Raw genomic sequence first — 24,931 nt, 5'->3', positions numbered from 1 at the left:
CTTGCCTCCTGCCGTGCATCTGCCATGCCTGTCGCGGCGCGGGCGCCCCCGTACGGCGGCCGATGGATCCTCGGACCCGTGTTCGGCGTCTTCTCCCAGGGCTGTGCTTCCCTGTGCGTGATCTGCGAGACCTGCGCACATGACAGGCACGGCCGGGTCGCAAGGGACATCCAAGGACACCGGCGGAGAGCATGACCGAGGACGAGTTCGACGCTTTCTACGCGGCCGCGTTCCCCCGTCTGACCGGGCAGCTCTTCGCCTTCACCGGGGATCTGGGCGAGGCCCAGGACGTGGTCCAGGAGGCGTTCGTGCGGGCCTGGGGGCGGCGCCACGAGCTCCGGGCCGACGGGGCGCCCGAGGCGTGGACCCGTACCGTCGCCATGCGGCTGGCGGTCAGCCGCTGGAGACGGGCGAAGCGCTGGCTGGAACTGGTGCGCCATTCCGCGCCGCCGGAGTCGACCCCCGGCCCCGGCCCCGAACGCGCCGCGCTGGTGGCCGCGTTGCGCCGGCTGCCGGAAACCCAGCGCATGGCCGTCGTCCTCCACCATCTGTGCGACCTCACGGTCGAGCAGGTAGCCTCCGAGACCGGCGCGCCCGTGGGGACGGTCAAGGCCCGGCTGTTCCGGGGGCGGACGGCACTGGCCAAGGAGCTGGCGGTGGACGAGGCCGAGGAGCCGGCCTGGAGGGAGGACGGCCGTGTCGGATGAACTCGCGACCGTGTTGCGCGAGTTGGCGGCGGACCATGAAGCGCCGCCGCCCGTGCCGGCCGCCGAGGTACGCACCCGGGCACGGCGCCGCGCCCGCCGTCGCCGGGCCACGGTCGCGTTCGGCACGGCGACCACGGCGGCCTGCGTGCTGACGACGATCGGACTCACCGGACTCACCGGACTCACCGGACTCACCGGACTCACCGGGCACGCCGAGGAGCCCGTCCGGAACCGTCACCTCCCGGCCGCCTCGTCCGGCGCCCGCACCTCCGGCGTCCCGACGACCGCCGGTACGTCGGCGTCCGACGGAGCGCCCATCCGCTCGGCCGCCGCCACGGACGGCTTCCTCGACCTGGGCCGCCACACGCTCACGATCGGCGGCCACGTCATGCACGTCGACTCGTACGCCGTCGCCACGCTGCCTCCCGGCCACCGACTGACCGTGCGAGCCAAGCACAAGGCCGTGACGCTGCCGGGCGACCCGAGTGCCGAGAACCGCCGTGGCACCGAGGTCCCGTACGTGGTGGAGCTGCGGACCGACAACCGGCCGCCCGTCTACGCGGGCGCCCTGGCCGGCGGCACCAAGTCCCTGGGCACCCTCGGCGCGAAGACCGGCTGGCTGGGCCTGAGCGTCAAGGACGCGCGGTGGTTCTACGCCCGCGTCCGGCAGGGCGAACTCATCGAGATCACGTCCACCTCCCTCCCAGAACCGGGTGCACCGGCGCCACCGACCCGGTCGGCGGCCCACGCCGGCTGAACGGACCGCCGCCCGGCCGGTCCGCCCGGCCGGTCCGCCATGTGCCGGCTCCCGGGGGCCCCTATCCCTTGACAGCCCCCGACGTCAGACCCCGGATGAACGAGCGCTGCAGTGCCAGGAAGGCGAGCACCGAGGGCAGCATCGCCAGGAACGCGCCCACCAGCAGCACCCCGATACCCACCTGGTCGTCCGAGCGCAGGGAGCGCAGCGCCAGCGGCAGGGTGTACTGGGCCGGGTCGGTGGCGACCAGCAGCGGCAGCATGTACTGGTCCCAGATCATGGTGAAGCCGAAGATGCCGATCACACCCAGAGCGGGGCGGCAGAGCGGCAGCACGACCTGCCAGAAGACACGGAACTCGCCCGCGCCGTCCAGCTTCGCCGACTCCTCCAGTTCCTGGGGGATCTCCTTCATGAACTCGGTCATCACCAGGATCGAGAAGCCCCACGCCGCCACCGGAACGATCATGCCGGCCAGTGAGCCGACCAGACTGACGTGCAGCACCGGCAGGTCCGCCAGCAGCACCGACAGCGGTACGGCCAGCACCTCCTCCGGCAGCATCATCGTCGCCAGGACGAGCACCAGCACCGCCGCCGAACCGCGGAAGCGCTTGCGGGCCAGGGCGTAGCCGGCGAAGACGCTGACCAGGACCTGGAGGGCCAGCCCGCCGCCGACCACGATGAACGAGTTGAGGAGGTAGTCCAGGACGTTCCGGTCGATCGCCCGTTCCAGGTTGTCCAGCGACAGCCGGTCGGGGAAGAGGGTGAACTGCGTCGGGTCCACGGTCGGGGTGAAGGCGCCGACCATCAGCGCCAGCAGCGGTCCCGCGAAGATCCCTACGAGGACGGTGTACAGGGCGGACCGCAGCACCTTCGCCCACGGCCCGCGCGCCTCCCGCAGGCCGAGCGCGGTGTCGTTCCTCATCGGGCCTCCCTCCTGCGCAGCCGCGACGCGACGGTCAGCACCAGCAGCGCCAGGAACAGCAGGACGGTCCCGGCCGCCGCGACCCCCAGCTCGTTGCGTTCCAGACCGAGCTTGTACGTGAGGGTCAGCAGTACCTCCGTCGAGCCGTCGGGCCCGCCGTTGGTGAGCAGGAACACCTCGGTGAAGATCCGCAGTCCCCGGATCGCGGCCAGGGTCAGCAGAATCGCGAACACCGGACGCAGCCCGGGCAGCGTGACGTGCCAGATCCGGCGGAAGCGCGAGGCGCCGTCGACCGCCGACGCCTCGTACAGCATCCGGTCCACGCCCGCCAGCCCCGCCAGGAAGATCATCATGTCGTACGGGGCGCCCCGCCAGATGCCCACGAAGGCGATGGACGCCAGTGAGCTGTCCGGCGAGTTGAGGAACTCGCCGGGCCCCAGACCGAAGACGGAGAGCACCGAGTTCAGCGCGCCGCCCTCGGCCGGGTAGTACATGACCCGCCACACCTCGGCCACCACCGCCATGGCCGTGACCACCGGCAGGAAGACCGCCGACCGGACGAACCACAGGGTGCGGCTCTGGCCCTCCAGCAGCAGGGCCAGCGCCAGCCCGAGCACGATCGAGCCGGCGGTGGTGGCCACGGCCAGCACCACCGTGTGCCACACCGCCGCCCCGAAGTCGGCGCTGCCCGCGATCTCGGAGTAGTTCGCGCCGCCGACATAGGTGTTGCCGAGGAACGGCCGGACCTCCTCGAAGCTCATCCGCACGGCCTGGGCCATGGGGATGAACTTGAAGTACAGGAAGAGCAGCAGGGCCGGGGCCAGGAAGAGCCAGGGTGTCGCGGTCCGGCGCAACCGGGCCCGCACCGGCGGCCCCGCACGGAGCGGAGGCCGGGTGCCGGGCCCCGGCGGCGTCCGTGCCTCGGTCACCGTCATCGGCCCTTGGCCCCCTGCTTCTCGAGCTCCGCGTCGAACTCGTCGGCCAGGGCGCCCATCGCCTCGGATACGTCGCGCGCGCAGTCGGAGAAGACGCCGTTGAGGCCCTCGGCGGAGATCTGCCGGAGGGTGGACCAGTTGGGCAGGGCCGGCGCGTTGCGGCCGGATTCGTTGTAGACCTGCTGGAAGGTCTCCCAGCGCGGGTCGTCGCGTTCGGCGGCTCCGTCCACCTCGGTGTTGACGGGCAGCCGGACGATGACGCCGCCGTTGTCGACCCCGAGGCCGATCTTCTGGCCCGCCGGGGAGGCGGCGAACTCGGCGAACCGCTGCTGGCCCTTCTCGTTGGCCGAGCCGGCCATCAGGTAGACGTTCTCGCCCTCCGCCAGGACGGTCCGGCCGGCGGCGCCCGGCGGGGGCGCGACGACCTCGTACTTGTCCTTGCCGAGCGATCCGTCGAAGCGCGGCAGCATGTAGGGGCCGGTCAGATAGATGCCGCCTTTGCCGCTCTCGAAGACGGTGTGGGTGGTGGAGGAGTCGGCGGTACTGGCGCCGGGCTGGACGACCTTGGAGTCGCAGAACATCGCCTGCAGCTTCTCGACGGCCCCGACCGACGCGGGCTCGTCGATCGCGGGCACGTAGCCGTCACCCTGCTTCTTGACGAAGTCGCCGCCCTCCGACCACAGCATGGTGGAGAACCACCAGGTCAGATAGCCGCGGGTGGTGGTCCCCGGTATCACCATGCCGGCGGTGTCGTCCCTGCCGTTGCCGTCCGGATCGTCCTCGGTGAACTTCACGGCCAGATCGGTGAGTTCGTCCCACGACTCGGGTATGCCGGCGCCCACCTCCGCCCGCCAGTCCTTGCGTATCAGCAGGGCGAAGGCCTGCGAGTTGAAGGGCACGCCGTAGTACTTGCCGTCGTGGCCCTGCGCCGCCTCCCAGGCCCGGTCGGCGAGATCGGCGCCGCCGGCCACACCCTCGCGGTCGACCTCACGGACCAGACCCTGGGTCACCAGGTTCCCCAGCTGGCCGGTGTCGTTGATGACGATGTCCGGCAGGTCCTTCTGCGCGGTGCGCTGCTGGAGCTTGGTCTCGAAGTCCGTCACACCGACGGCGACCAGTTTCGCCTCGACACCGGTCTCCCGGGTGAACGCCTTGGTGAGGGCCTCGGCCGACTCCGCGGAGGGGCTGCCGGCGTCCTGACGGATCCAGACCTCCAACGGCTGTGACTCGTCCTGCTGTTGACCTGACCCGCCCGAGGAGCACCCGGTGGCGGTGACGGCGGCTACGGCGAGAACGGCGGCGATGGCGCCTAACTGCCGCCCTCCTTTTGGCTTACGGAGTTGCTTCGACACGGGTGTCTCCGTCCGGTCCGTACGGGAGAGGTGACCGGACTCTACGCACAGAGACTCCGTGCATCAAGACAGTGAACTGTATTTATATACGTGAACTTCAGGGGCGTGAACGGCGGCGTCACACGCGCCGCACGCACCCCATGCGTCCTGCGCGGCCTCGGCTCCGCCTTCGTCTCCGGTTCCGGTTCCGGTCCCGGGGTGAGCGGTTGTTCGGGGCCACGCTCAGCCGGCCGCGGCGCTCAGCCGTTCGTCGCACCACCGGCGGGCGGCCTCGGCGACCTGCTCCAGCGCGCCGGGCTCCTCGAACAGGTGGGTGGCACCCGGCACGACCCGCAGGGTGTGCGGACCGCCCAGCCTGCGGGCCGCCTCCTGGTTGAGCCGTATCACCTGGTCGTCCCGTCCGCCGACGATCAGCAGGACCGGCATCCGTACGGCCTCCAGGGCGTCGCCCGCCAGGTCCGGCCGTCCGCCGCGCGACACCACGGTCAGCACCCGGGCGGGCCGCTCGGCGGCGGCGACCAGGGCCGCGCCCGCACCGGTGCTGGCGCCGAACAGGGCCACGGGAAGGTCCAGGGTCTCGGACCGGGCCTCGAGCCAGTCGATCGCGGCCACCAGACGGCGGGCCAGCAGGGCGATGTCGAAGCGATGCTCGCCGGTCACCGCGTCGCGCCGCTCCTCCTTCTCGGTGAGCAGGTCGATCAGCAGGGTGCCGAGCCCCGCGGTACGCAGTTCGGCGGCGACCGCGCGGTTGCGCGGGCTGTGCCGGGAACTGCCGCTGCCGTGCGCGAACAGCACGACCGCCCGCGCGGGCTCCGGCACGTCGAGGTCGCCCGTCAGCTCGATGTCGTCGACGGGCACCGTGCACACTCGGGAGATCATCGGCCTCACCCTTCTCCTCGCTACCTCGAGGCGCCGGCTCCCCGCTCGCGCCGCAGCCGACGGATCACGACCCACAGATCGACCGCCGCCGACAGGGCGAACACACCGCAGACGACCGTGAGCACGACCAGCGCGCCGCGGCCGGGGCTGTCACCGGGCCCGGATTCCGCCGCCCAGAGGCCGAAGAGCACGGCCGCCGCGGTGAAGAGCGGCAGGAAGGCCCCCGCCAGCAGCAGCCGCAGCCGCAGCGGACTGCGGGCGGTGACCGGTTCGGTGCCCGTCCGCGGCCACCGCCGGCCGATCACCCCGGAGCGCGCCCTCGGCGCCTCCCGAGTGGTCGTGTCGGGGTCTTCGTCGCGCACGATGTGCCTCCGTCAACGGTTGGGGGCGGCCCTGCTGACGTCCGCCAGGGCCGAGTGCGGGTCCTCGGCGGTGGCGAGGTCGCCGAGACTGACGATGCCGACCGGGCAGCCGCCGCGCTCCACCACCGGCAGGCGGCGCACCGCGTACCGACGCATCAGTTCGACCGCGTGCTCGGTGCTGTCGTCCGGCGTCAGGGTCACCACCGGCGGGCGGGTGCACACCGAGCCGACGGACGTGGCGGCGGGGTCGAGGCCCTCGGCGAGGGCCCGGACCACGATGTCCCGGTCGGTGAGCACGCCGAACAGATCACAGTCGTACGTCACCAGGACGTCGCCGATGTCCTGCTCGCGCATCAGCCGGGCGGCCCGCGCCACCGTGGTCATGGGCTCGACGGCGGCGGTGCCGGACGACATCACGTCACGTATCCGCGTGGTCATGAAAACCTCCGGGTCCTGCGTCGGCGGTGCGTCGCACCGACCGCGTAGCCCGCACCGGCGGCGGTAAACCGTGCGGGAGGGACGCGGCGCCGTCGCGGGAACCCGCCCCGTCCGTCATGGACGCCGGTTCGAGCGCCGACGCAGGGTGAAGAGGCAGGCGAGCATGCCGAGGGCCCAGGCGATCAGGAGGGCCCCCCACAGCGGCATGGTCACCATCGGAACGAAGAGCCGGATCTCGACACTCGCGCGGTTCTCGAAGATGAAGATCAGAGCGATCGCGGTGATCAGGACGAACGGCATGAGGCGGCGGACGCCGGGGCGGGAAAAGAACGGCGTGTGCGCCTTGTGGCCTGTACCGGTCCGAGTCATGGGTCTCTCCGTCACGTCGCCCCTGTCTCCAGCGTCCTCTCCCCACAGGTGACACGCCACCGAAGGAGCCACGCGAACCCTCGACCGACCGACCGAGCGACCGACCGACCGAGCGCGCCGGTGCCGGCCAGGGCGTTGTGGGACGCCGGGACACGCACCCCGCGGGCGGAGAGGTGCTCACCGCCGCCGGAGCGGCCTGACAGGTCCTCCGCGGGGGCACCGGGCGCGACGCCTCACAGCGGGCCCCGGCCCCTCGCGGGGTAGAGTTTCCCGTTGCGCTCGTCCCCGCCGTTCCGGCGTGCGGCCCGGAGCGCGACCGCCGTGGCGGGGTCCCGACCGGACCCGGACGGCACCCCAAGACTTCCGGGCAATGACGCCCGACCGGCACCGGACGGTCGCCGCCCCGTCCGGCAGGGTCCCGCCGAGGCGGCCGGACCGCCGAGGACTCCACACCTTGCGGAGTCGGTACGACGAGCACGTGCGTCCAGCGGCATGGACGTGTGCGCCCGAACAGGAACGGTTGTATGCCTTCACCGCTGTCCGCGGCCCTCGAACCGCGCATGCCCAAGCCCGACTGGCTCGCTTCCCCCAAGGTCCTCCGTACCGAGGTACTGGCCGGGCTGGTCGTGGCCCTGGCCCTGATCCCGGAGGCCATCTCCTTCTCGATCATCGCCGGCGTCGACCCCGGCGTCGGCCTGTTCGCCTCGTTCACCATGGCGGTCGTCATATCCGTCGTGGGCGGCCGCAAGGCGATGATCTCCGCCGCCACCGGTGCGGTCGCCCTCGTCATCGCCCCCCTCAACCGTGAGCACGGGCTGGGGTACCTGGTCGCCGCCGTCATCCTGGCCGGTGTCTTCCAGGTGGTCCTGGGGATCCTCGGCGTGGCGAAGCTCATGCGGTTCGTGCCCCGCTCGGTGATGGTCGGCTTCGTCAACGCGCTCGCCGTCCTGATCTTCATGACCCAGGTGCCGGAGGTGCGCGACGTCCCCTGGGCGGTCTACCCGCTCATCGTCGCCGGTCTGGCCCTCATGGTGCTCTTCCCGAGGGTCACCAGGACGGTTCCGGCGCCGCTGGTCTCCATCGTGGTGCTGACCGTGATCACCGTCGCCGCCGGCATCGCGGTCCCCACCGTCGGCGACAGGGGCGAACTGCCGTCCTCCCTGCCCGTCCCCGGCCTGCCGGACGTGCCCTTCACCACGGACACGCTGACCCTCATCGCCCCGTACGCGCTCGCCATGGCGCTGGTGGGGCTGATGGAGTCGCTGATGACGGCCAAGCTCGTCGACGACATCACCGACACCCACTCCGACAAGACCCGCGAGTCCGTCGGTCAGGGCATCGCCAACATCGTCACCGGGTTCTTCGGCGGTATGGGCGGCTGCGCCATGATCGGCCAGACGATGATCAACGTCCGTGTCTCCGGCTCCCGGACCCGCCTGTCCACGTTCCTGGCCGGCGCCTTCCTGATGGTGCTGTGCATCGTCTTCGGGCCCGTCGTCTCCGACATCCCCATGGCCGCCCTCGTCGCCGTCATGGTCATGGTGTCGGTGGCCACCTTCGACTGGCACTCCGTCCGGCCCAAGACCCTCAAGCGCATGCCGCCGGGCGAGACCGTCGTCATGGCGACCACCGTGGTCGTCGTGGTCGCCACCCACAACCTCGCCGTCGGCGTCGTCGTCGGCTCCGTCACCGCGATGGTCGTCTTCGCCAAGCGGGTGGCCCATCTGGCCGACGTCTCCGGGGTGGTCGACCCCGACGGCACACAGGTCGTCTACTCGGTCACCGGAGAACTGTTCTTCGCCTCCTCCAACGACCTGGTCCATCAGTTCGACTACCAGGGCGACCCGGACGACGTGGTCATCGACCTCTCCGGCGCCCACATCTGGGACGCCTCGTCCGTGGCCGCCCTGGACGCCGTCGAGACCAAGTACGCCCGCCGGGGCAAGAAGGTCACCGCCACGGGCCTCAACGAGCCCAGTGCCCACATGCGTCGACGCCTGGCCGGACAGCTCACCGACAGCCACTGACCCACGACCCCGCCGACCCGCCCGGTCCGTCCGACCCTGCAGCCGGGTGACGCATCGCCACGGGCGCACGCGTGCCCGGTGCGGCGCCGGGCGGCGCCGGTGGCTTCCGGTCAACTCCACCGGAGCGACGGCCGATCGTGCGTACGGGTGGCAGTGACGCCGAAGATTCCTGTCGACCCATTACCAAGCGTTTATCGAGCAGATACCTTTCTCCTTGCCGGTGGCAGGGGTGGAGCGAACCAGCCATCCCCGCCTGCCCGGAGCACCACCGCACGTCGTTCGGCCTGTTTTCGGTTCTACGCCCGTTCCTCATGGACCGCCGGAAGGAAGCGCTTTGAACGCTCGGAACCGCCGCACCACGGTAGTCGCCGTATCCGTCGCAGGGCTCATCACGCCGCTGCTGCTGATCGGTTCGGGCACCGCCTCCGCCCACAGCGACCCTGCCAAGGAGGCTGCCAAGCTCGCGAAGAAGCTCGTCAAGAAGAGCGACGCCAAGGACGCCCACGAGCACCTGAGACAGTTCCAGCGGATCGCCGACAAGAACGGGAACAACCGGGTGGCCGGGTCGGAGGGACACCGGAAGTCGGCCGAGTACGTCGAAGGCCTGCTGCGGAAGGCCGGGTACTCGGTGACCCGGAACGCGTTCGACTTCCCGTTCACCGAGACGCTGGCGCAGAGCCTGCGGGTGGTGTCGCCGCAGCAGCAGGACGTCCCGGTGACCGCCATGACGTACTCCGCCAGCAGCCCGGTCGGCGGCATCACCGCCCCGGTCGCGGCGGTGCCGGTCGACGACACCACCGGCTGCGAGCCGGGGGACTACGCCTCCGGAACGTTCACCGGCAAGATCGCGCTGATCAAGCGCGGCGGCTGCACCTTCGCGGAGAAGCAGGAGGCCGCCGCCGGCGCGGGCGCGGTCGGCGCGATCATCTACAACAACACCGAGGGCGCGCTCAGCGGCACCCTGGGAGACCCGTCCGTCGCCAGGATCCCGGCAGGCGGCGTCACCCAGGCGGACGGCGAGGCGCTCGCGGCCAAGGCCGCCGCCGGCGAGGTGACCGTCAACCTGGAGATCCGCACCTTCTCGGAGACCCGCCGCACCTACAACGTGATCGCCGAGACCAAGGGCGGCAAGGCCGACAACGTGGTGATGTTCGGCGCCCACCTGGACTCGGTGGCGGACGGCCCGGGCATCAACGACAACGGCTCCGGCTCCGCCGGCATCCTCGACGTGGCCCTGAACCTCGCCCACGAGAAGACCGGGAACAAGGTGCGCTTCGCCTGGTGGTCGGCCGAGGAGTTCGGCCTGCTGGGTTCGGAGGCGTACGTCGACAGCCTCTCGGCGGCGGACCGCGCGAAGATCAAGCTGTACCTGAACTTCGACATGATCGCCTCGCCCAACTACGCCCAGTTCGTCTACGACGGCGACGACTCCGACCAGGTCGGCGCCGGCCCCGGCCCGGAGGGCTCGGCGCAGCTGGAGCGGCAGATCACCGACTACCTGGACAGCCGGCGCATCCCGTACGAGGGCACCGACTTCACCGGCCGGTCGGACTACGGGCCGTTCATCGAGGTGGGCATCCCCTCGGGCGGCACCTTCACCGGCGCCGAGGGCATCAAGACGGCCGAGCAGGCGAAGGCGTACGGCGGCAAGGCCGGTGTCGCCTACGACGCCTGCTACCACGCCGCCTGCGACAACCTGAAGAACATCAGCATGAAGGCGTTCGACGTCAACATCGACGTCATCGCCAACGCGGTGGGCCGGTACGCCTGGGACACCAGCCCGCTGAGCAAGCCGGTGGCGCCGCGGAACACCGAGGGCTCGGCGGGCAGCGGCGGCGGCCTGCACGAGGGCCACGGCCACGAGGTCACCGAGTAACTCCCGGCCCACACAGGGGGAGGGCCGGACGACCCGGCCCTCCCCCTCACCGCTGAGGCCCCTCACGGAGGGAACCCCCGACCGGGCACCCCGACCTGACGCCGACGTCAGACCTTGATGACGGTGATGCGGGAGCCGCACAGGGCGGTGAGGTCCTCGGGGTCCGAGGTGAGGACCGTCGTCGGGCCGGGGGCGGCGAGGGCGGTGGCGCCGAGCATGGCGTCGATGGCGTACTTGTGACCGTGCAGGCCGGCGTCGGCGAGGAGGGCAGCGGCATGCCGGGCAAGGGGATCGGTGACCGGTTCGACGACGAGACGGGACAGGGTCCACTCCAGGGCCGGACGATTGATCCGCGGGTGCATCACTTCCACGAGGGTGGCCACGGAAGTGACCACCCGTAGGTCGTCGGCGCGGGCCAGGGCGAGCCAGCCGGTGACGGTGCGGTCGCGCAGGACGGCCTTGGCCAGCCCTTCGCTGTCGAGGACAAGGGTGCCGCCGGGGGCGGCTGAGGAGCGGGTCACGCGGCGTTCGCCTCACCCTGCGCCTGCTGCTGCCGGGCCTGGTGGAGCTGGTCGCGCAGAGTCAGGATCTCCTCGTCCGTGACGGGCCCGTGCTCGGCCTCGGCGACCTGGACGAGTTCGTTGAGATTGTCGCGTTCGATCTGGCGGGCCACCGCGGCGGCCACGTAGGCGGACAGCCCGGAGGGGCCGCTGCGAGCCTTGGCGGCCTCGGCGATGTCACGCGGCATGGTGATCGAGTACTTACCGGTAGGCTCACTCATGCCACCTATCTTACCTTCGATCCTCCCGCATGCCGGGAATGCGGAAGAACCGGTCGGAAGCGCAGGGCCCCACCGAGTGTCAGCAGCGTGTGAAGCAGCGCCGACCGCTTGAGCACGTCATCGTTGCCGACCTCTGAGCGGAACGTCATGTGGAGCGGAACGGTCATGTTGATGCACCGCGACCGTGCCAGGCGGCATAGCGTGCGGGCGTGACGCTGAGGTGGCGGGTGAAGTGCCGGTTCAGGTGTGCCTGGTCGTAGAAGCCCACCATCGTGGCGACCTCGGCCGGCCGCCGACCGGCGAGCAGGAGTCGGCGTGCCCGGTCGATGCGTCTGCCGGTGAGGTAGGTGTGCGGAGGCAGTCCGTATGTCTGCTTGAAACAGCGGATCAGATGGGTGGGGTGTGCGTGCAGGATCGAGGCCGCCTCGTTCAGTGACACCCCGCTGGATATGCGTGAATCCAGCAGCTCGCGCAGGGCGGCAGCCGGCCGCCCGGCCTCGCGCTCCGGATTCCTGACGGGCGCGGCACCGAGATGGAAGAGCAGCCGTTCGCGGACGAGGGCCAGCCGGGACTCCGCCTCGAACTCGTCTCCCGGGGCGGCGAGGACTCCGTGCAACTGGTGGATGCGACGGCGCAGCAGTCCGTCGCCGTGAACCGGGCCGTCGACCGCAGCCCCTGCCCATCGTTCCGGAAGGACACGAGTGTCGAGGTAGAGCACGCGCTTGCGGAATCCCGACGGGTTGACCGTCTTCCCGTCGTGGGGGACGTCGGGCGGCAGCAGAACGACCGCGCCCCCGCCGGCGGCTCCATGCCGATGGCGATCGACGGCGAAGTCCACCGATCCGTCGTCGAGGATCATCAGGGCCCACGTGTCGTGGGTATGGACCGGGTAGGCGTGATCGGTGAAGTGAGCGTGGAAGACCTCGGTGATGCCCGCAACCGAAGGCCGCCAGGCACTGGTCCGCGTTCGGGGCCGGTCGCCGGTCATGCCAGGAACGTACAAGACCAGAGGCGACCGGTGGCGGCACGCTCATCACATGACCACATCCCATGCACCCGTGAACCTGGCACGCAAACTCTCGCAGTTCGACGAGCTCTGGGCACAGAAGAAAGTAGCCGATCTCAACGACTACGAGGTCAAGCTGGCCAAGCTGAAGGGCGAGTTCGTCTGGCACACCCACGAGGACACCGACGAACTGTTCCTCGTCATCAGCGGCCGGCTCACCATCCAGCTCAGGGACGGCGACGTCACGCTCGAACCGGGCGAGCTGTTCGTGGTGCCCCGCGGCGTCGAACACTGCCCCGTGGCCGACGAGGAGACCGCCATCCTGCTGCTGGAACCGGCAGGAGTCCTCAACACAGGTGACGAGGGTGGGCCACTGACCAAAGCCGCCGAGCCCTTGTACTGACTTCACGGCGCCGGACACGTTCAGGGGAGGAAGGCGCTCCCTCCTCGAGTTCTTGGACTCTTCCTGTTCCATGTCTGCTCGACCGGCATGCTGACGCCCTGGGGTTTCAGCGAACGGCAGGTCGTCGTCCTCCACGAAGTGGTCCTGGCCCTGTACGTGTGCCGCTCTCGCTACGAGAAGAGCGAAGGGCCGAACTCCCCGGCAGGTCAGCCGCGATGTGCAGACCTTCGCCGAGGCAGGCGTCCTCACCGCGGTCGGCCGGATCAACGGTCCGTAGAAGCGGCATCGGTGCGTCTCATGGCGGAGCCGGCGGGTGTGGCGCGGACGCGATCAAGTACTGGATGCGGGCAGGGGCTTCGGGAGTGAAAACGGGTCTGCACGCGTACGTCGGCAACGACATGCCGGACCGGTTATGACGGGTGAGGCCGACGAACCTGACGCGGACGACAGGCCGGAGCAGGGTCTGTCGTCCGCCAGGAGGCCTCGTCCAAGACCTTCTGGCACGGGTGCTCGATCGGAGCCGTTCTGTGTCCGGCTACTGTGGCCGCCCGGTATTCCCTGTGGTTCCCCGCTCGATCGGGCACGCCCGGGCGCGGGCGGCTCTCCCGGCTTCCCGGGGAGGGGAGGCCGGGGGGAGACGTCTCTTCGGGGCTAGCCGACGGTCACGTGGCTGTCTGCGGTCGCCTGCGGTCGTCGGGCTGACACGGCGCTCACCGCGGAGCCGCAGACCAGGATCGCCGACAGCGCGATCAGGCTGGTCAGCACATCTTGGATCTGTGCGACGGGGACGTAGACGACCACGATGACGACGAGGACGGCAGCCCGGTCGCGCAGTCGGGGGATCGAAAGCGAGTTTGCCGAGGTCACACTCATAGCAGTACCTCCTGGGTGCCCGCCCACCGGTTACTGCTCTCGCCGGGAAACCCGCGCAGCGATCGGTGGGCTTTCATGTCGGGCCACTGTGAGGTATGTCTCCCCCTGACGTGCAGTGAAGTAACGAGGCGTAAGGGTGATATGACTTACCGTCACCCTGTGTGGGGGTGGACGAGGCCATGACATCCACCATGCGAACGGCAAGGCTCGCCCGACAGGGGCGACGGGGCTGCGGCGGGCGCCGTGGCCGTATCGAGCTGACGGAGACCCGGCCCACCACGGGGAAGAAGCAGGCTCGGGAACCGGCGCTCGTCCCCGGTCGGATCGTCAACCGCGAGATCGGGGAATTCCCGCGCGAGCACGAGTGATCACGCGCGTGGGCCCGCAGTTCTCCGGCCTGCGTGGCTCGGGGGCTTCGTCGTGTCTCGGCCGTGTGCCGTCGGCCGAGGGTTGCCCGCTGAGCCTGCCGCATCGCCTCTCGTCCCACCGCCGGACGGCCGCCCCAGAGGTTCCGTCCGGTTCGCGCTCTACGCCCGGGCCGACGGGCTGGCGACCCTCACGGTATGGGGCATTCGGAAGAGAGGCCGCGGCGACTGGGCAGTGGGCAGTCCCGCTGCCCGTACTGCGGGCTGCTGCAGGACCGTGTGGCGACACTCGAGCAGGACTGGGTGCTGCTGGAGCCGGACATGCGCCCGCCGGCCCATACGGTGCCGCCGGAGCATCGGTGGATCGAGCTGTTCGACGGGCGGGTGACGGTCTACGGGGTGTGTCCGCCGGATCAGTTCCAGCGGTGCCGCGTCGCGCACGGTCTCGCCTGCCCGGCACGGCCTCTGCCGGATCTGTGGCCGTGGCTGACGAGCCTGCGAGGGGAGAACGCACGGCGAGTGGAGCGGCGGAACGCCCCGGCGCCGCCTCCGCCCCCTGAGGAGTGGCCGAACGCCGGCTGACGCACCCGCCTGCACATACGCGAAGACCCCGGCCTCAGCGTTTCCGCTGGTGACGGGGTCTTGGGCACACTTGCACAGTGTGCCCCCGGCAGGATTCGAACCTGCGCACACGGCTCCGGAGGCCGTTGCTCTATCCCCTGAGCTACGGGGGCGTGTCGGTTGCGGTGATCGCGGCGACGGGTAGAACAGTACCAGTTCTGGAGGGGTGGGTAGGAACCCGTTTCCCGGAGGGCGTCACCCTGGGGGCCCGCGGGGCACCCCTGGGGGTGGAAGTGCGGAAAACGCGGACGCGGTGGCCGGTCTCGACCTACTCTCGAGTTGTGCCAGGGGCGTCGCGCCGGGTTCTTGTTGTGGACGACAACAAGGTCATCCGGCAGTTGATCAGGGTCAATCTCGAGCTTGAGGGCATCGAGGTCGTGACCGCGGCCGATGGTGCCGAGTGTCTGGAAGTCGTCCATCAGGTGCGGCCCGACCTCGTCACCCTCGATGTCGCCATGCCGCGGCTGGACGGGCTCAGGACGGCGGCCCGGTTGCGTTCCGATCCCCGTACCCGTGAGCTTCCGCTCGCCATCGTCAGCGCCTGCAGCCAGTACGAGGTCGAGAACGGGCTCCAGGTCGGGGTCGACGCCTTCCTCGCCAAGCCCTTCGAGCCCAGTGAACTCGTACGGATCGTCGGGCAGTTGATCGAGCAGCGGCGATGCGGGGGGAACGGGGCCGACGGGGGCAGGGGCGGCGGCCGTGGGGTCGGGGGCGCCGAGCGGGCTGCCGGGCACGCCGGGGGGTAGGGCCTGTCCGGTAAGACGTCCACATGGCGGACTCCCGGGGAAACGGCTCGCCCACCCACCCCCCTCCTCCCATACGCTGGTCCCGTGACCCCCGTCGAGCTCTCCCGCACCGTGCTGCACGCGGTGCGTCGTGCTGTCGACGAAGGGGAACTGCGGGTGGCCGTTCCCGAGCGGGTCGCCGTCGCGCCGCCGGGGCCCGGGGGATGCGGGGAGTACGCCACCAACATCGCGCTTCAGCTGGCGGGCCCGGCCGGGCACACGCCCCGGCACGTCGCCGAGGTGCTGCGGGCCCGGCTCCTTCAGGACGGCCCGGACGGCCGGAACGGCGGCATCAGCGACGTCGTCGTCACCGGGCCCGGGTTCATCAACATCAGTCTGCGGGGGGCCGCTCCCGTCGCCCTCGTGGAGGAGATCCTGCGGACGAGGAGCGCCGGTGCCACTCCTTACGGGCATCGGGACGGCATGAGTGGGGAGCGGGTGCTGCTGCACGGGGCCGCCGAGGTGCGTGCCCTGGTGCAGGTCGACGCCCTCGCCCGCATCCTGCGGTCCCAGGGTGCGGCGGTGCGGACCAGGTGTGACGCATCGCCCTCCGCGTCCGAGTGGGATGCCGTTCTGGGCGACCTGGGGGTCGTCGTCGACGGCGTCGGCGACGATGACCCGTACGACGCCCCCCGGGTCGACGTCCGGCCCGTGCCCGCTCCCGGCGACCCCCTGCCCCTCGGCCGGGACGCCGCGCGGTGGGCGCTGCTCAGGCCCGCCTCGCACGACCGGCCCCGGATCACCGGGGAGCACCTGGTCCAGCGGGAGGGCAACCCCCTCTTCCGGGTGCGCTACGCCCACGCCCGCACCCGTGCCCTCCTGCGCAACGCCGCCGACCTCGGGTTCGCTCCCGAGCCCGGCCCCGCCGACGTGAGCGGAGCCCGGCCCCTGCTCGCCGCCCTCGCCGACCACCCCCGCGTCCTGGCCGCCGCCGCCCGGCACCGGGCCCCCGACCGGCTCGCCCGGCACCTCGTCACCGTCGCCGACGCCACGCAGCCCCTGCTCCCCGCCGTGCTGCCCCTCGGTGAGGAGAAACCCTCGGCCGCCCACCGCGCCCGGCTCGCGCTCGCCGAAGCCGCCGGGACGGTGCTGGCTGGCGGCCTGTCCCTGCTCGGCATCGACGCACCCGACCACCTGTGAAAGAGCACGCGAAGAAATGAGCCGTTCCGCACACCCCGCCGGACCCCGCTACGCCGACGTCCTCCCCGAGGGGCACTACTCCGCGCCCCCCGCCGATCTCAACGCCCTCGACCCGAAGGTGTGGGCGCAGACCGTCGACCGTGACGAGGACGGTGTGGTCACCGTCGGCGGGATCCCCGTCACGCGGCTCGCCGAGGAGTACGGCACCCCCGCCTACATCCTCGACGAGACCGACTTCCGCGCCCGCGCGCGGGCCTGGCGCACCGCCTTCGGGAACGACGCCGACGTGTTCTACGCCGGCAAGGCGTTCCTCTCCCGGGCCGTCGTGCGGTGGCTCGACGAGGAGGGGCTGAACCTCGACGTCTGCTCCGGCGGGGAACTGGCCACCGCCCTGTCCGCCGGTATGCCCGCCGACCGGATCGCCTTCCACGGCAACAACAAGTCCGTGGCGGAGATCCGCCGGGCCGTCGAGGCCGGTGTCGGGCGGATCGTGCTCGACTCCTTCCAGGAGATCGTCCGGGTCGCGCACATCGCGCAGTCGCTCGGCACCCGGCAGCGGGTGCAGATCCGGATCACCGTCGGCGTCGAGGCGCACACGCACGAGTTCATCGCCACCGCCCACGAGGACCAGAAGTTCGGGATCCCGCTCGCCGGCGGGCAGGCCGCCGAGGCCGTGCGGCGGGCGCTCCGGCTGGACGGGCTGGAGCTCATCGGCATCCACAGCCACATCGGGTCGCAGATCTTCGACATGTCCGGGTTCGAGGTCGCCGCCCACCGGGTGGTCGGGCTGCTCAAGGAGGTCCGCGACGAGCACGGCGTCGAGCTGCCCGAGATCGACCTCGGGGGCGGCCTCGGCATCGCCTACACCAGCGACGACGACCCCCGCGAGCCGCACGAGATCGCCAAGGCGCTGACCGAGATCGTCACCCGGGAGTGCGAGGCCGCCCGCCTCGGCGTCCCGCGCATCTCCGTGGAGCCGGGACGCGCCATCGTCGGGCCGACCGCCTTCACGGTGTACGAGGTCGGCACCGTCAAGCCGCTGGACGGCCTGCGCACCTACGTCTCCGTCGACGGCGGGATGTCGGACAACATCCGCACCGCGCTGTACGACGCCGAGTACAGCGTCGCCCTCGTCTCCCGCCGCTCCGACGCCGAGCCGATGCTCAGCCGGGTCGTCGGCAAGCATTGCGAGAGCGGGGACATCGTGGTGCGCGACGCCTTCCTGCCGGCGGACCTGGCGCCGGGCGACCTGATCGCCGTACCGGCCACCGGGGCGTACTGCCGGTCGATGGCCAGCAACTACAACCACGTTCTCCGCCCGCCCGTCGTCGCCGTCGCGAACGGCGAGGCGCGGGTGATCGTCCGGCGCGAGACCGAGGAGGACCTCCTCCGCCTCGACGTCGGGTGAGGTACGAGTGGGGCAAGGGGCAGGAGAGGAGACGCGAGGTGGAAGATCTTCGGTCCTCGCAGGCTCCGCAATGAAATTGATGTCTCACGATCCGGACAAAGGGCAGAAACTTCCGTCCGGTGAGTGAGACTGGTGCAATCGAGACGGTAATCGGGAAACGAGGTCGGATGATGCGTACGCGTCCGCTGAAGGTGGCGCTGCTGGGCTGTGGAGTGGTCGGCTCAGAGGTGGCGCGCATCATGACGACGCAGGCCGATGACCTCGCCGCCCGCATCGGCGCCCCGGTGGAACTCGCCGGGGTCGCCGTGCGGCGCCCCGACCGGGTACGGGAGGGCATCCCGGCCGAGCTGGTCACCACCGACGCCACCGCCCTGGTCAAACGGGGCGACCTCGACGTCGTCGTCGAGGTCATCGGCGGGATCGAGCCCGCGCGGACGCTGATCACCACCGCCTTCGCGCACGGCGCGTCCGTGGTCTCCGCGAACAAGGCGCTGCTCGCCCAGGACGGCACCGCGATGCACGCCGTCGCCGAGGAGCACGGCAAGGACCTCTACTACGAGGCCGCCGTCGCCGGCGCCATCCCGCTGATCCGGCCGCTGCGCGAGTCGCTCGCGGGCGACAAGGTCAACCGGGTGCTCGGCATCGTCAACGGGACGACGAACTTCATCCTCGACGCCATGGACACCACCGGCGCCGGCTACCAGGAGGCGCTCGACGAGGCCACCGCCCTCGGGTACGCGGAAGCCGACCCCACCGCCGACGTCGAGGGCTTCGACGCCGCCGCCAAGGCCGCCATCCTCGCCGGACTCGCCTTCCACACGCGGGTGCGGCTCGACGACGTCCACCGCGAGGGCATGACCGAGGTCACCGCCGCCGACATCGCCTCGGCGAAGGAGATGGGCTGCACCATCAAGCTGCTCGCCATCTGCGAGCGGGCCGGGGACGGCGCCTCCGTCACCGCGCGCGTGCATCCGGCGATGATCCCGCTCACCCACCCGCTGGCCTCGGTGCGCGGCGCCTACAACGCCGTGTTCGTGGAGGCGGAGGCCGCCGGGCAGCTGATGTTCTACGGGCCCGGGGCCGGCGGGGCGCCCACCGCCTCCGCGGTGCTCGGCGACCTCGTCGCCGTCTGCCGCAACCGGCTGGGCGGGGCCACCGGACCGGGCGAGTCCGCCTACGCGGCGCTGCCCGTCTCGCCGATGGGCGAGGTCGTCACGCGCTACCACATCAGCCTCGACGTGGCCGACAAGCCGGGCGTCCTCGCTCAGGTCGCGACCGTGTTCGCGGAGCACGGCGTCTCGATCGACACGGTCCGCCAGCAGGGCAAGGACGGGGAGGCATCCCTCGTCGTCGTCACCCACCGTGCGTCCGACGCGGCCCTCGGCGGCACCGTCGAGGCGCTGCGCAAGCTCGACACCGTGCGCGGTGTCGCCAGCATCATGCGGGTTGAAGGAGAGTAAGCAGCAATGACCCACCAGTGGCGCGGAATCATCGAGGAGTACCGGGACCGGCTGCCGGTCGCCGACACCACGCCGGTCGTGACGCTCCGTGAGGGCGGTACGCCGCTCGTGCCCGCGCAGGTGCTCTCCGAGCGCACGGGCTGCGAGGTCCACCTCAAGGTCGAGGGCGCCAACCCGACCGGGTCCTTCAAGGACCGGGGGATGACCATGGCCATCTCCAAGGCCAAGGAGGAGGGCGCGCAGGCCGTCATCTGCGCCTCCACCGGCAACACCTCCGCCTCCGCCGCCGCCTACGGGGTGCGCGCCGGGATGGTCTCCGCGGTGCTCGTGCCGCAGGGCAAGATCGCGCTCGGCAAGATGGGCCAGGCCCTGGTGCACGGGGCGAAGATCCTCCAGGTCGACGGCAACTTCGACGACTGCCTCACCCTCGCCCGTGCGCTCAGCGACAACTACCCCGTGGCGCTGGTCAATTCGGTCAACCCGGTGCGCATAGAGGGGCAGAAGACGGCCGCCTTCGAGATCGTGGACATGCTCGGCGACGCCCCCGACATCCACGTCCTCCCGGTGGGCAACGCGGGCAACATCACCGCCTATTGGAAGGGCTACCGGGAGTACGCCGCCGACGGGGTGGCCACCCGGACTCCGCGCATGTGGGGCTTCCAGGCCTCCGGCAGTGCCCCGATCGTGCGCGGCGAGGTCGTCAAGGACCCGGCGACCATCGCCACCGCCATCCGGATCGGCAACCCGGCCTCGTGGCAGTACGCGCTCGCCGCGCGGGACGAGTCCGGCGGCCTCATCGACGAGGTGACGGACCGTGAGATCCTGCGCGCCTACCGACTGTTGGCCTCGCAGGAGGGCGTCTTCGTCGAGCCCGCGTCCGCCGCGTCGGTCGCCGGTCTGCTGAAGGCCGCCGAGCAGGGCAAGGTCGACCCGGGGCAGAAGATCGTGTGCACCGTCACCGGCAACGGTCTGAAGGACCCGGACTGGGCCGTGGCCGGCGCCCCGCAGCCGGTCACCGTCCCGGTGGACGCCGCCGCGGCCGCCGAACGGCTCGGGCTGGTCTGACCGGGCCGAGGGGGCGGGGGCGGCGGGGGCAGCGGGCCCCGCGCGCCCCTTCGGCGCCCTCCGCGCTCCACGGCCGCCGTATCGGACGGCAGGAAGGGCGTAAGAGGGCGCTTGCCCGGGGAAGTCCCTCACGGGGGGTGCACAGGGGGCTTACGACACGCATCGTGCGCCTCCCGTGCGCCCTATGTCGACACGGAACCGTCCTTCGATAGGCTGTACTCAACCCACCCGCCGCATATGCCGCGGTACCGCGTCGTCTCCGTGGTCCGGAAGCGACCCCGAGAGGCGCGGAAAGCGGCCGGCCACCCTGGCCGGCGGCGATCTCGGGGGTTCGTACGTCGTCGAATGTCATTCGACAGTCACCAGCTCAATCGACAGTCGCCCAGATCCAACGACAGTCACCAGCTCAAGGAGAGTCAACGAGCGATGGCCGGTCCCGCCTTCCGCGCCGCCGCCGTCCGGGTGCGCGTCCCCGCCACCAGCGCCAACCTCGGTCCGGGCTTCGACGCCCTGGGCCTCGCGCTGGGCCTGTACGACGACGTGGTCGTCCGGGTGGCCGACGCCGGGCTGCACATCGACATCGCCGGTGAGGGCAGCGAGACCCTCCCGCGCGACGAGAGCCACCTGCTCGTACGCTCCCTGCGCACCGCCTTCGATCTGCTGGGCGGACAGCCGCGCGGCCTGGAGATCGTCTGCGCCAACCGCATCCCGCACGGCCGGGGCCTGGGGTCCTCCTCGGCCGCCATCTGCGCCGGCATAGTCGCCGCCCGCGCCGTGACCATAGGCGCCGAGGCCAGGCTCGACGACACCGCGCTGCTCGAACTCGCCACCGAGATCGAGGGCCACCCCGACAACGTCGCGGCCTGCCTGCTGGGCGGCTTCAGCCTCTCCTGGATGGAGGGCGGCGTGGCCCGCGCGATCAGGCTGGAACCCGCCGAATCGATCGTCCCGGTGGTCTTCGTACCGGGCAAACCGGTCCTCACCGAGACCGCCCGCGGCCTGCTGCCGCGTACCGTGCCGCACGTCGACGCCGCCGCCAACGCGGGCCGTGCCGCCCTGCTCGTCGAGGCTCTGACCAGGCGTCCCGAACTGCTGCTGCCCGCCACCGAGGACCGTCTGCACCAGGACTACCGGGCCCCGGCCATGCCCGAGAGCGCGGCGCTGGTGGAGCGGCTGCGCGCGGACGGCGTCCCCGCGGTGATCTCCGGCGCCGGGCCCACCGTCATGGCGCTGGCCGACGCCGACACCGCCGACAAGGTCGAAGCCCTGGCCGGTGCCGACTGGGCCGCCAACCGGCTCCGTCTCGATCTGCAGGGAGCGAGCGTGCTTCCGCTTGCCGCCTGACACACGGTTGCCGGATGAGGAGAGGGGGAATGTTTGTTGGATCCGGTAGTGTTAACCTCAAGTCTGCACCCGCCCCCACCACGGCGAGGTGCCTCGTGTCCCCGTTCGGGACAGACATTCTTCCGGGAGCTCCCCAAGCCACACCGTGTTCTCTGCGCCGTACGCGCACAGTACGGCGCACGCGGACACTGAACGGCCCCCCGAGCACGCTCCGGAACCGGTGCGACCGCGCCACGTGACACTGGATGTCACGGCTCGGCAAGCGCCATCACCAGAAATTTCTCCCGCCGTTCCGGCGGACAACCGCCCCGGCACGGTTCGCCCAGTAAGGACCGAAGCCGGACAGCACAACCGGTCGCCGAGCCAGACAGGCCGACGTCCGCTCCAGGGAAGGACCCTTCGTGAGCGACACCACCGATCTGATGGGCGCACGTGTCGAGGAGACCGCTGCCGCGCCCGCCACGGACGCTTCCGCGCCTGCCAGCGGTGCCGGCTCCCGGCGGCGCCGCGGTACCGGCCTCGAAGGCATGGTGCTGGCCGAGCTTCAGCAGGTCGCATCGGGCCTCGGTATCAGGGGCACCGCGCGTATGCGCAAGAGCCAGCTGATCGAGGTCATCAAGGAGGCGCAGGCGGGAGCAGGCGCCGCCGCGCCGAAGACCGAGGCCCCGGCCGAGGCGGCGGAGGCCAAGCCCAAGCGCCGCGCCACCTCCCGGACCCGTACGGGTGAGACCGCCGAGAAGAAGCCGGCCGCCGCCGAGGACGCCGCGGCCCAGCAGCAGATCGACATTCCCGGCCAGACGGCCCCGAAGGCCTCCGCCCCGGCCGAGCAGGCCCCCGCCGCCGAGGCCGTCCCCGCCGAGGCCGCTCCCGCCGAGCGCCGCCGCCGCGTCACCGCCGAGGCGGGCGCTCCGGCCGCCGCGACGGAGAAGACCGCCGCCGAGGCGAAGACCGAGCCCAAGGACGAGGCCAGGACCGAAGCCCCGTCGCAGCAGTCGCAGGGCGACGCCAGGTCCGACCACGACGGCCACGACGGGCGCCGCCGCGACCGCCGTGACCGCGGTGACCGCGGTCGCGACCGCAACGACCGGAGCGACCACCGGGCAGACCGCGGCGACCGTCGCCACAGGGGCGACGACCAGCAGCAGACCCAGGGCGGTCAGGGAGGCCAGAGCAGTCAGGGCAGCCAGGGCGGTCAGGGTCGTCAGCAGAGCCAGCAGCAGGGCGGCGGCCGTCAGGACGACGGTTACGACGACGACGGCGGAGGCCGTCGCGGCCGTCGCGGCCGCTACCGCGACCGGCGCGGTCGCCGTGGCCGTGACGACATCGCCTCCGAGCCGCAGATCGCCGAGGACGACGTCCTGATCCCGGTCGCGGGCATCCTCGACATCCTCGACAACTACGCGTTCATCCGGACCTCCGGCTACCTGCCCGGTCCGAACGACGTGTACGTCTCCCTCGCCCAGGTCCGCAAGAACGGCCTGCGCAAGGGCGACCACCTCACCGGCGCGGTGCGCCAGCCCAAGGAGGGCGAGCGCCGCGAGAAGTTCAACGCGCTGGTCCGCCTGGACTCCGTCAACGGCATGGCGCCCGAACACGGCCGCGGCCGACCGGAGTTCAACAAGCTCACCCCGCTGTACCCGCAGGACCGCCTCCGCCTGGAGACCGACCCCGGTGTCCTCACCACGCGGATCATCGACCTCGTGTCGCCGATCGGCAAGGGCCAGCGCGGTCTGATCGTGGCCCCGCCGAAGACCGGCAAGACCATGATCATGCAGGCGGTCGCCAACGCGATCACGCACAACAACCCCGAGTGCCACCTGATGGTCGTCCTCGTCGACGAGCGTCCGGAGGAGGTCACCGACATGCAGCGGTCGGTGAAGGGCGAGGTCATCTCCTCGACCTTCGACCGCCCGGCCGAGGACCACACCACGGTCGCCGAACTCGCCATCGAGCGCGCCAAGCGCCTGGTGGAGCTGGGACACGACGTCGTCGTGCTGCTCGACTCGATCACCCGTCTGGGCCGTGCGTACAACCTCGCCGCCCCGGCCTCCGGCCGCATCCTGTCCGGTGGTGTCGACTCGACGGCGCTCTACCCGCCGAAGCGCTTCTTCGGTGCGGCCCGCAACATCGAGGACGGCGGCTCGCTGACCATCCTCGCCACCGCCCTGGTGGACACCGGGTCCCGCATGGACGAGGTGATCTTCGAGGAGTTCAAGGGCACCGGCAACATGGAGCTCAAGCTCGACCGGAAGCTCGCCGACAAGCGCATCTTCCCCGCGGTGGACGTCGACGCGTCCGGCACCCGCAAGGAGGAGATCCTGCTCGGCAGCGACGAGCTGGCCATCGTCTGGAAGCTGCGCCGGGTGCTGCACGCGCTCGACTCGCAGCAGGCGATCGAACTGCTCCTCGACAAGATGAAGCAGACGAAGTCGAACGCCGAGTTCCTGCTGCAGATCCAGAAGACGACGCCGACACCGGGCAACGGCGACTGACGTCACCCCCGCCCACCCCGGCTCCGTCCGGCACAAGGGCCGCTCCCCTCCGAGGGGAGCGGCCCTTTGCCCGTATTCGGGCAGGTGTGCGATCGCGCTGTTTCGGGCCGATCTTCACATCACGACCCGAACTTCCGTTCCCGAGGGGGGACTTGCGCGAGTGCACGCATGTCCGGAGGCGGCCGGCACCGGCGCCTTCTCCGGCCGGGTCAAGGTGCGCACCCGGAGCAACGAGACCTACAACCCCTTCGCGGCCGTGGGCGACGTCAGCGGCGACGGCAAGGCCGACTTCCTGGCCCGCACCCTCGGCGGCACCCTGTCCTTGTACCTGGACAAGGGCACCGGGAAGGCCACGAGCGAGATCTTCGCCACCAGGATCTCCGTCGGTACCGGTTTCCAGCAGTACGGCATCTTCGGCTGACGGAGCGGAGCACCCCCGCCGCCCGCCGTCCCGCCGCCCGCCGTCCCGCCGGGCGGCGAGCTGGGCTCGCTGAACCCGGTCCTGGTCACCGAGGCCGCCGCCGCCGAACGTGCCGTGGCGATCGGCGCCGGCCTCGCCGGTTC

At 71.2% G+C, this 24,931-nt stretch carries 25 protein-coding genes, 1 tRNA gene and 1 pseudogene; 15 read left to right on the top strand and 12 right to left on the bottom strand.

The genetic code is table 11. The features are described 5' to 3' along the window. The first annotated feature begins 191 nt into the window (after positions 1-191). Positions 192-707 carry a SigE family RNA polymerase sigma factor gene (locus tag ACWEQO_RS09505; RefSeq protein ID WP_361456729.1) on the top strand — a complete coding sequence of 172 codons (516 nt, stop codon included), beginning with the start codon at positions 192-194 and terminating at the stop codon, positions 705-707. Further along, positions 697-1,464 carry a hypothetical protein gene (locus ACWEQO_RS09500; protein ID WP_452980806.1) on the top strand — a complete coding sequence of 256 codons (768 nt, stop codon included), beginning with the start codon at positions 697-699 and terminating at the stop codon, positions 1,462-1,464. The genes ACWEQO_RS09505 and ACWEQO_RS09500 overlap by 11 nt, the downstream gene beginning before the upstream one ends. A gap of 61 nt (positions 1,465-1,525) precedes the next feature. On the opposite strand, the gene ACWEQO_RS09495 is transcribed toward ACWEQO_RS09500, so the two are convergent. From ACWEQO_RS09495 to ACWEQO_RS09465, 7 genes are all read right to left on the bottom strand, one after another. Continuing rightward, positions 1,526-2,386, bottom strand: coding sequence for a carbohydrate ABC transporter permease (locus ACWEQO_RS09495; protein WP_361456735.1), 861 nt, complete (start codon positions 2,384-2,386; stop codon positions 1,526-1,528). Continuing rightward, a complete protein-coding gene (locus ACWEQO_RS09490; protein WP_361456738.1) occupies positions 2,383-3,321 on the bottom strand; it encodes a carbohydrate ABC transporter permease in 939 nt (312 codons plus the stop codon). The genes ACWEQO_RS09495 and ACWEQO_RS09490 overlap by 4 nt, the downstream gene beginning before the upstream one ends. Then, complete coding sequence (locus ACWEQO_RS09485) at positions 3,318-4,673, bottom strand: sugar ABC transporter substrate-binding protein (RefSeq protein ID WP_452980802.1); 1,356 nt, start codon at positions 4,671-4,673, stop codon at positions 3,318-3,320. The genes ACWEQO_RS09490 and ACWEQO_RS09485 overlap by 4 nt, the downstream gene beginning before the upstream one ends. Before the next feature lie 222 nt (positions 4,674-4,895). Further along, positions 4,896-5,552, bottom strand: coding sequence for a dienelactone hydrolase family protein (locus ACWEQO_RS09480; protein ID WP_361456744.1), 657 nt, complete (start codon positions 5,550-5,552; stop codon positions 4,896-4,898). Between the two features lie 20 nt (positions 5,553-5,572). Then, positions 5,573-5,914 carry a DUF6343 family protein gene (locus ACWEQO_RS09475; protein ID WP_361456747.1) on the bottom strand — a complete coding sequence of 114 codons (342 nt, stop codon included), beginning with the start codon at positions 5,912-5,914 and terminating at the stop codon, positions 5,573-5,575. 12 nt (positions 5,915-5,926) lie between these two features. Then, positions 5,927-6,352 carry a CBS domain-containing protein gene (locus ACWEQO_RS09470; RefSeq protein WP_361456750.1) on the bottom strand — a complete coding sequence of 142 codons (426 nt, stop codon included), beginning with the start codon at positions 6,350-6,352 and terminating at the stop codon, positions 5,927-5,929. Positions 6,353-6,466: 114 nt separating this feature from the next. Beyond that, positions 6,467-6,721, bottom strand: a complete 255-nt coding sequence (locus tag ACWEQO_RS09465; RefSeq protein WP_452980797.1) for a hypothetical protein — start codon at positions 6,719-6,721, stop codon at positions 6,467-6,469. 524 nt (positions 6,722-7,245) lie between these two features. Between ACWEQO_RS09465 and ACWEQO_RS09460 the strand changes: the two genes are divergently transcribed. Together ACWEQO_RS09460 and ACWEQO_RS09455 are read left to right on the top strand one after the other, a co-directional pair. After that, entirely contained in the window at positions 7,246-8,748 is a 1,503-nt protein-coding gene (locus ACWEQO_RS09460; RefSeq protein WP_452980794.1) for a SulP family inorganic anion transporter, read from the top strand. Between the two features lie 334 nt (positions 8,749-9,082). Further along, positions 9,083-10,624 carry a M28 family metallopeptidase gene (locus ACWEQO_RS09455; RefSeq protein WP_361456759.1) on the top strand — a complete coding sequence of 514 codons (1,542 nt, stop codon included), beginning with the start codon at positions 9,083-9,085 and terminating at the stop codon, positions 10,622-10,624. Between the two features lie 107 nt (positions 10,625-10,731). On the opposite strand, the gene ACWEQO_RS09450 is transcribed toward ACWEQO_RS09455, so the two are convergent. From ACWEQO_RS09450 to ACWEQO_RS09440, 3 genes are all read right to left on the bottom strand, one after another. Next, positions 10,732-11,145, bottom strand: coding sequence for a PIN domain-containing protein (locus ACWEQO_RS09450; RefSeq protein WP_361456762.1), 414 nt, complete (start codon positions 11,143-11,145; stop codon positions 10,732-10,734). Continuing rightward, a complete protein-coding gene (locus tag ACWEQO_RS09445) occupies positions 11,142-11,405 on the bottom strand; it encodes a CopG family transcriptional regulator (RefSeq protein WP_361456765.1) in 264 nt (87 codons plus the stop codon). The genes ACWEQO_RS09450 and ACWEQO_RS09445 overlap by 4 nt, the downstream gene beginning before the upstream one ends. Before the next feature lie 163 nt (positions 11,406-11,568). Beyond that, the gene (locus tag ACWEQO_RS09440) at positions 11,569-12,393 is read right to left on the bottom strand and encodes a helix-turn-helix domain-containing protein (protein WP_452980789.1); all 825 of its coding nucleotides are present in this window, start codon (positions 12,391-12,393) and stop codon (positions 11,569-11,571) included. A gap of 49 nt (positions 12,394-12,442) precedes the next feature. Here ACWEQO_RS09440 and ACWEQO_RS09435 point away from each other — a divergent pair, with 49 nt between their 5' ends. Then, on the top strand, positions 12,443-12,814 hold the full coding sequence (locus tag ACWEQO_RS09435; protein ID WP_361456777.1) for a cupin domain-containing protein: 372 nt from the start codon (positions 12,443-12,445) through the stop codon (positions 12,812-12,814). A 651-nt stretch (positions 12,815-13,465) separates the two neighbouring features. Here ACWEQO_RS09435 and ACWEQO_RS09430 read toward each other — a convergent pair. Beyond that, positions 13,466-13,687, bottom strand: a complete 222-nt coding sequence (locus ACWEQO_RS09430; RefSeq protein WP_361456780.1) for a hypothetical protein — start codon at positions 13,685-13,687, stop codon at positions 13,466-13,468. Between the two features lie 179 nt (positions 13,688-13,866). Between ACWEQO_RS09430 and ACWEQO_RS09425 the strand changes: the two genes are divergently transcribed. Both ACWEQO_RS09425 and ACWEQO_RS09420 read left to right on the top strand, forming a co-directional pair. Next, positions 13,867-14,055, top strand: coding sequence for a hypothetical protein (locus tag ACWEQO_RS09425; RefSeq protein WP_452980786.1), 189 nt, complete (start codon positions 13,867-13,869; stop codon positions 14,053-14,055). A 195-nt stretch (positions 14,056-14,250) separates the two neighbouring features. After that, complete coding sequence (locus ACWEQO_RS09420; RefSeq protein ID WP_452980784.1) at positions 14,251-14,634, top strand: DUF6083 domain-containing protein; 384 nt, start codon at positions 14,251-14,253, stop codon at positions 14,632-14,634. 80 nt (positions 14,635-14,714) lie between these two features. Here the strand turns inward: ACWEQO_RS09420 and ACWEQO_RS09415 are convergent. After that, positions 14,715-14,786: transfer RNA gene (locus ACWEQO_RS09415), tRNA-Arg, on the bottom strand. A gap of 120 nt (positions 14,787-14,906) precedes the next feature. On the opposite strand from ACWEQO_RS09415, the gene ACWEQO_RS09410 reads away from it, so the two are divergent. The 8 genes and pseudogenes from ACWEQO_RS09410 to ACWEQO_RS09375 form a co-directional block, all read left to right on the top strand. Continuing rightward, positions 14,907-15,419 (top strand): response regulator, encoded by a 513-nt coding sequence (locus tag ACWEQO_RS09410; RefSeq protein ID WP_452980781.1) that lies wholly within the window; start codon positions 14,907-14,909, stop codon positions 15,417-15,419. Positions 15,420-15,503: 84 nt separating this feature from the next. Further along, entirely contained in the window at positions 15,504-16,598 is a 1,095-nt protein-coding gene (gene nrtL, locus ACWEQO_RS09405; protein WP_452980778.1) for an ArgS-related anticodon-binding protein NrtL, read from the top strand. A 16-nt stretch (positions 16,599-16,614) separates the two neighbouring features. Beyond that, positions 16,615-18,006, top strand: coding sequence for a diaminopimelate decarboxylase (lysA, locus tag ACWEQO_RS09400; RefSeq protein WP_361461093.1), 1,392 nt, complete (start codon positions 16,615-16,617; stop codon positions 18,004-18,006). Between the two features lie 167 nt (positions 18,007-18,173). Further along, positions 18,174-19,466 carry a homoserine dehydrogenase gene (locus ACWEQO_RS09395; RefSeq protein WP_452980775.1) on the top strand — a complete coding sequence of 431 codons (1,293 nt, stop codon included), beginning with the start codon at positions 18,174-18,176 and terminating at the stop codon, positions 19,464-19,466. Between the two features lie 6 nt (positions 19,467-19,472). Beyond that, positions 19,473-20,531: a threonine synthase gene (gene thrC / locus ACWEQO_RS09390; RefSeq protein ID WP_109378034.1), complete on the top strand. Its 1,059-nt coding sequence runs from the start codon at positions 19,473-19,475 to the stop codon at positions 20,529-20,531. Between the two features lie 426 nt (positions 20,532-20,957). After that, positions 20,958-21,875 (top strand): homoserine kinase, encoded by a 918-nt coding sequence (gene thrB, locus ACWEQO_RS09385; protein ID WP_361461088.1) that lies wholly within the window; start codon positions 20,958-20,960, stop codon positions 21,873-21,875. A gap of 401 nt (positions 21,876-22,276) precedes the next feature. Then, a complete protein-coding gene (rho, locus tag ACWEQO_RS09380) occupies positions 22,277-24,367 on the top strand; it encodes a transcription termination factor Rho (RefSeq protein ID WP_452980771.1) in 2,091 nt (696 codons plus the stop codon). Between the two features lie 181 nt (positions 24,368-24,548). Then, a pseudogene (locus tag ACWEQO_RS09375) lies at positions 24,549-24,788 on the top strand (trypsin-like serine protease); the annotation flags it as partial. Positions 24,789-24,931 lie beyond the last annotated feature (143 nt).

Source organism: Streptomyces sp. NPDC004051, from assembly GCF_053604275.1.
This window is presented reverse-complemented; position numbering and strand designations above follow the sequence as displayed.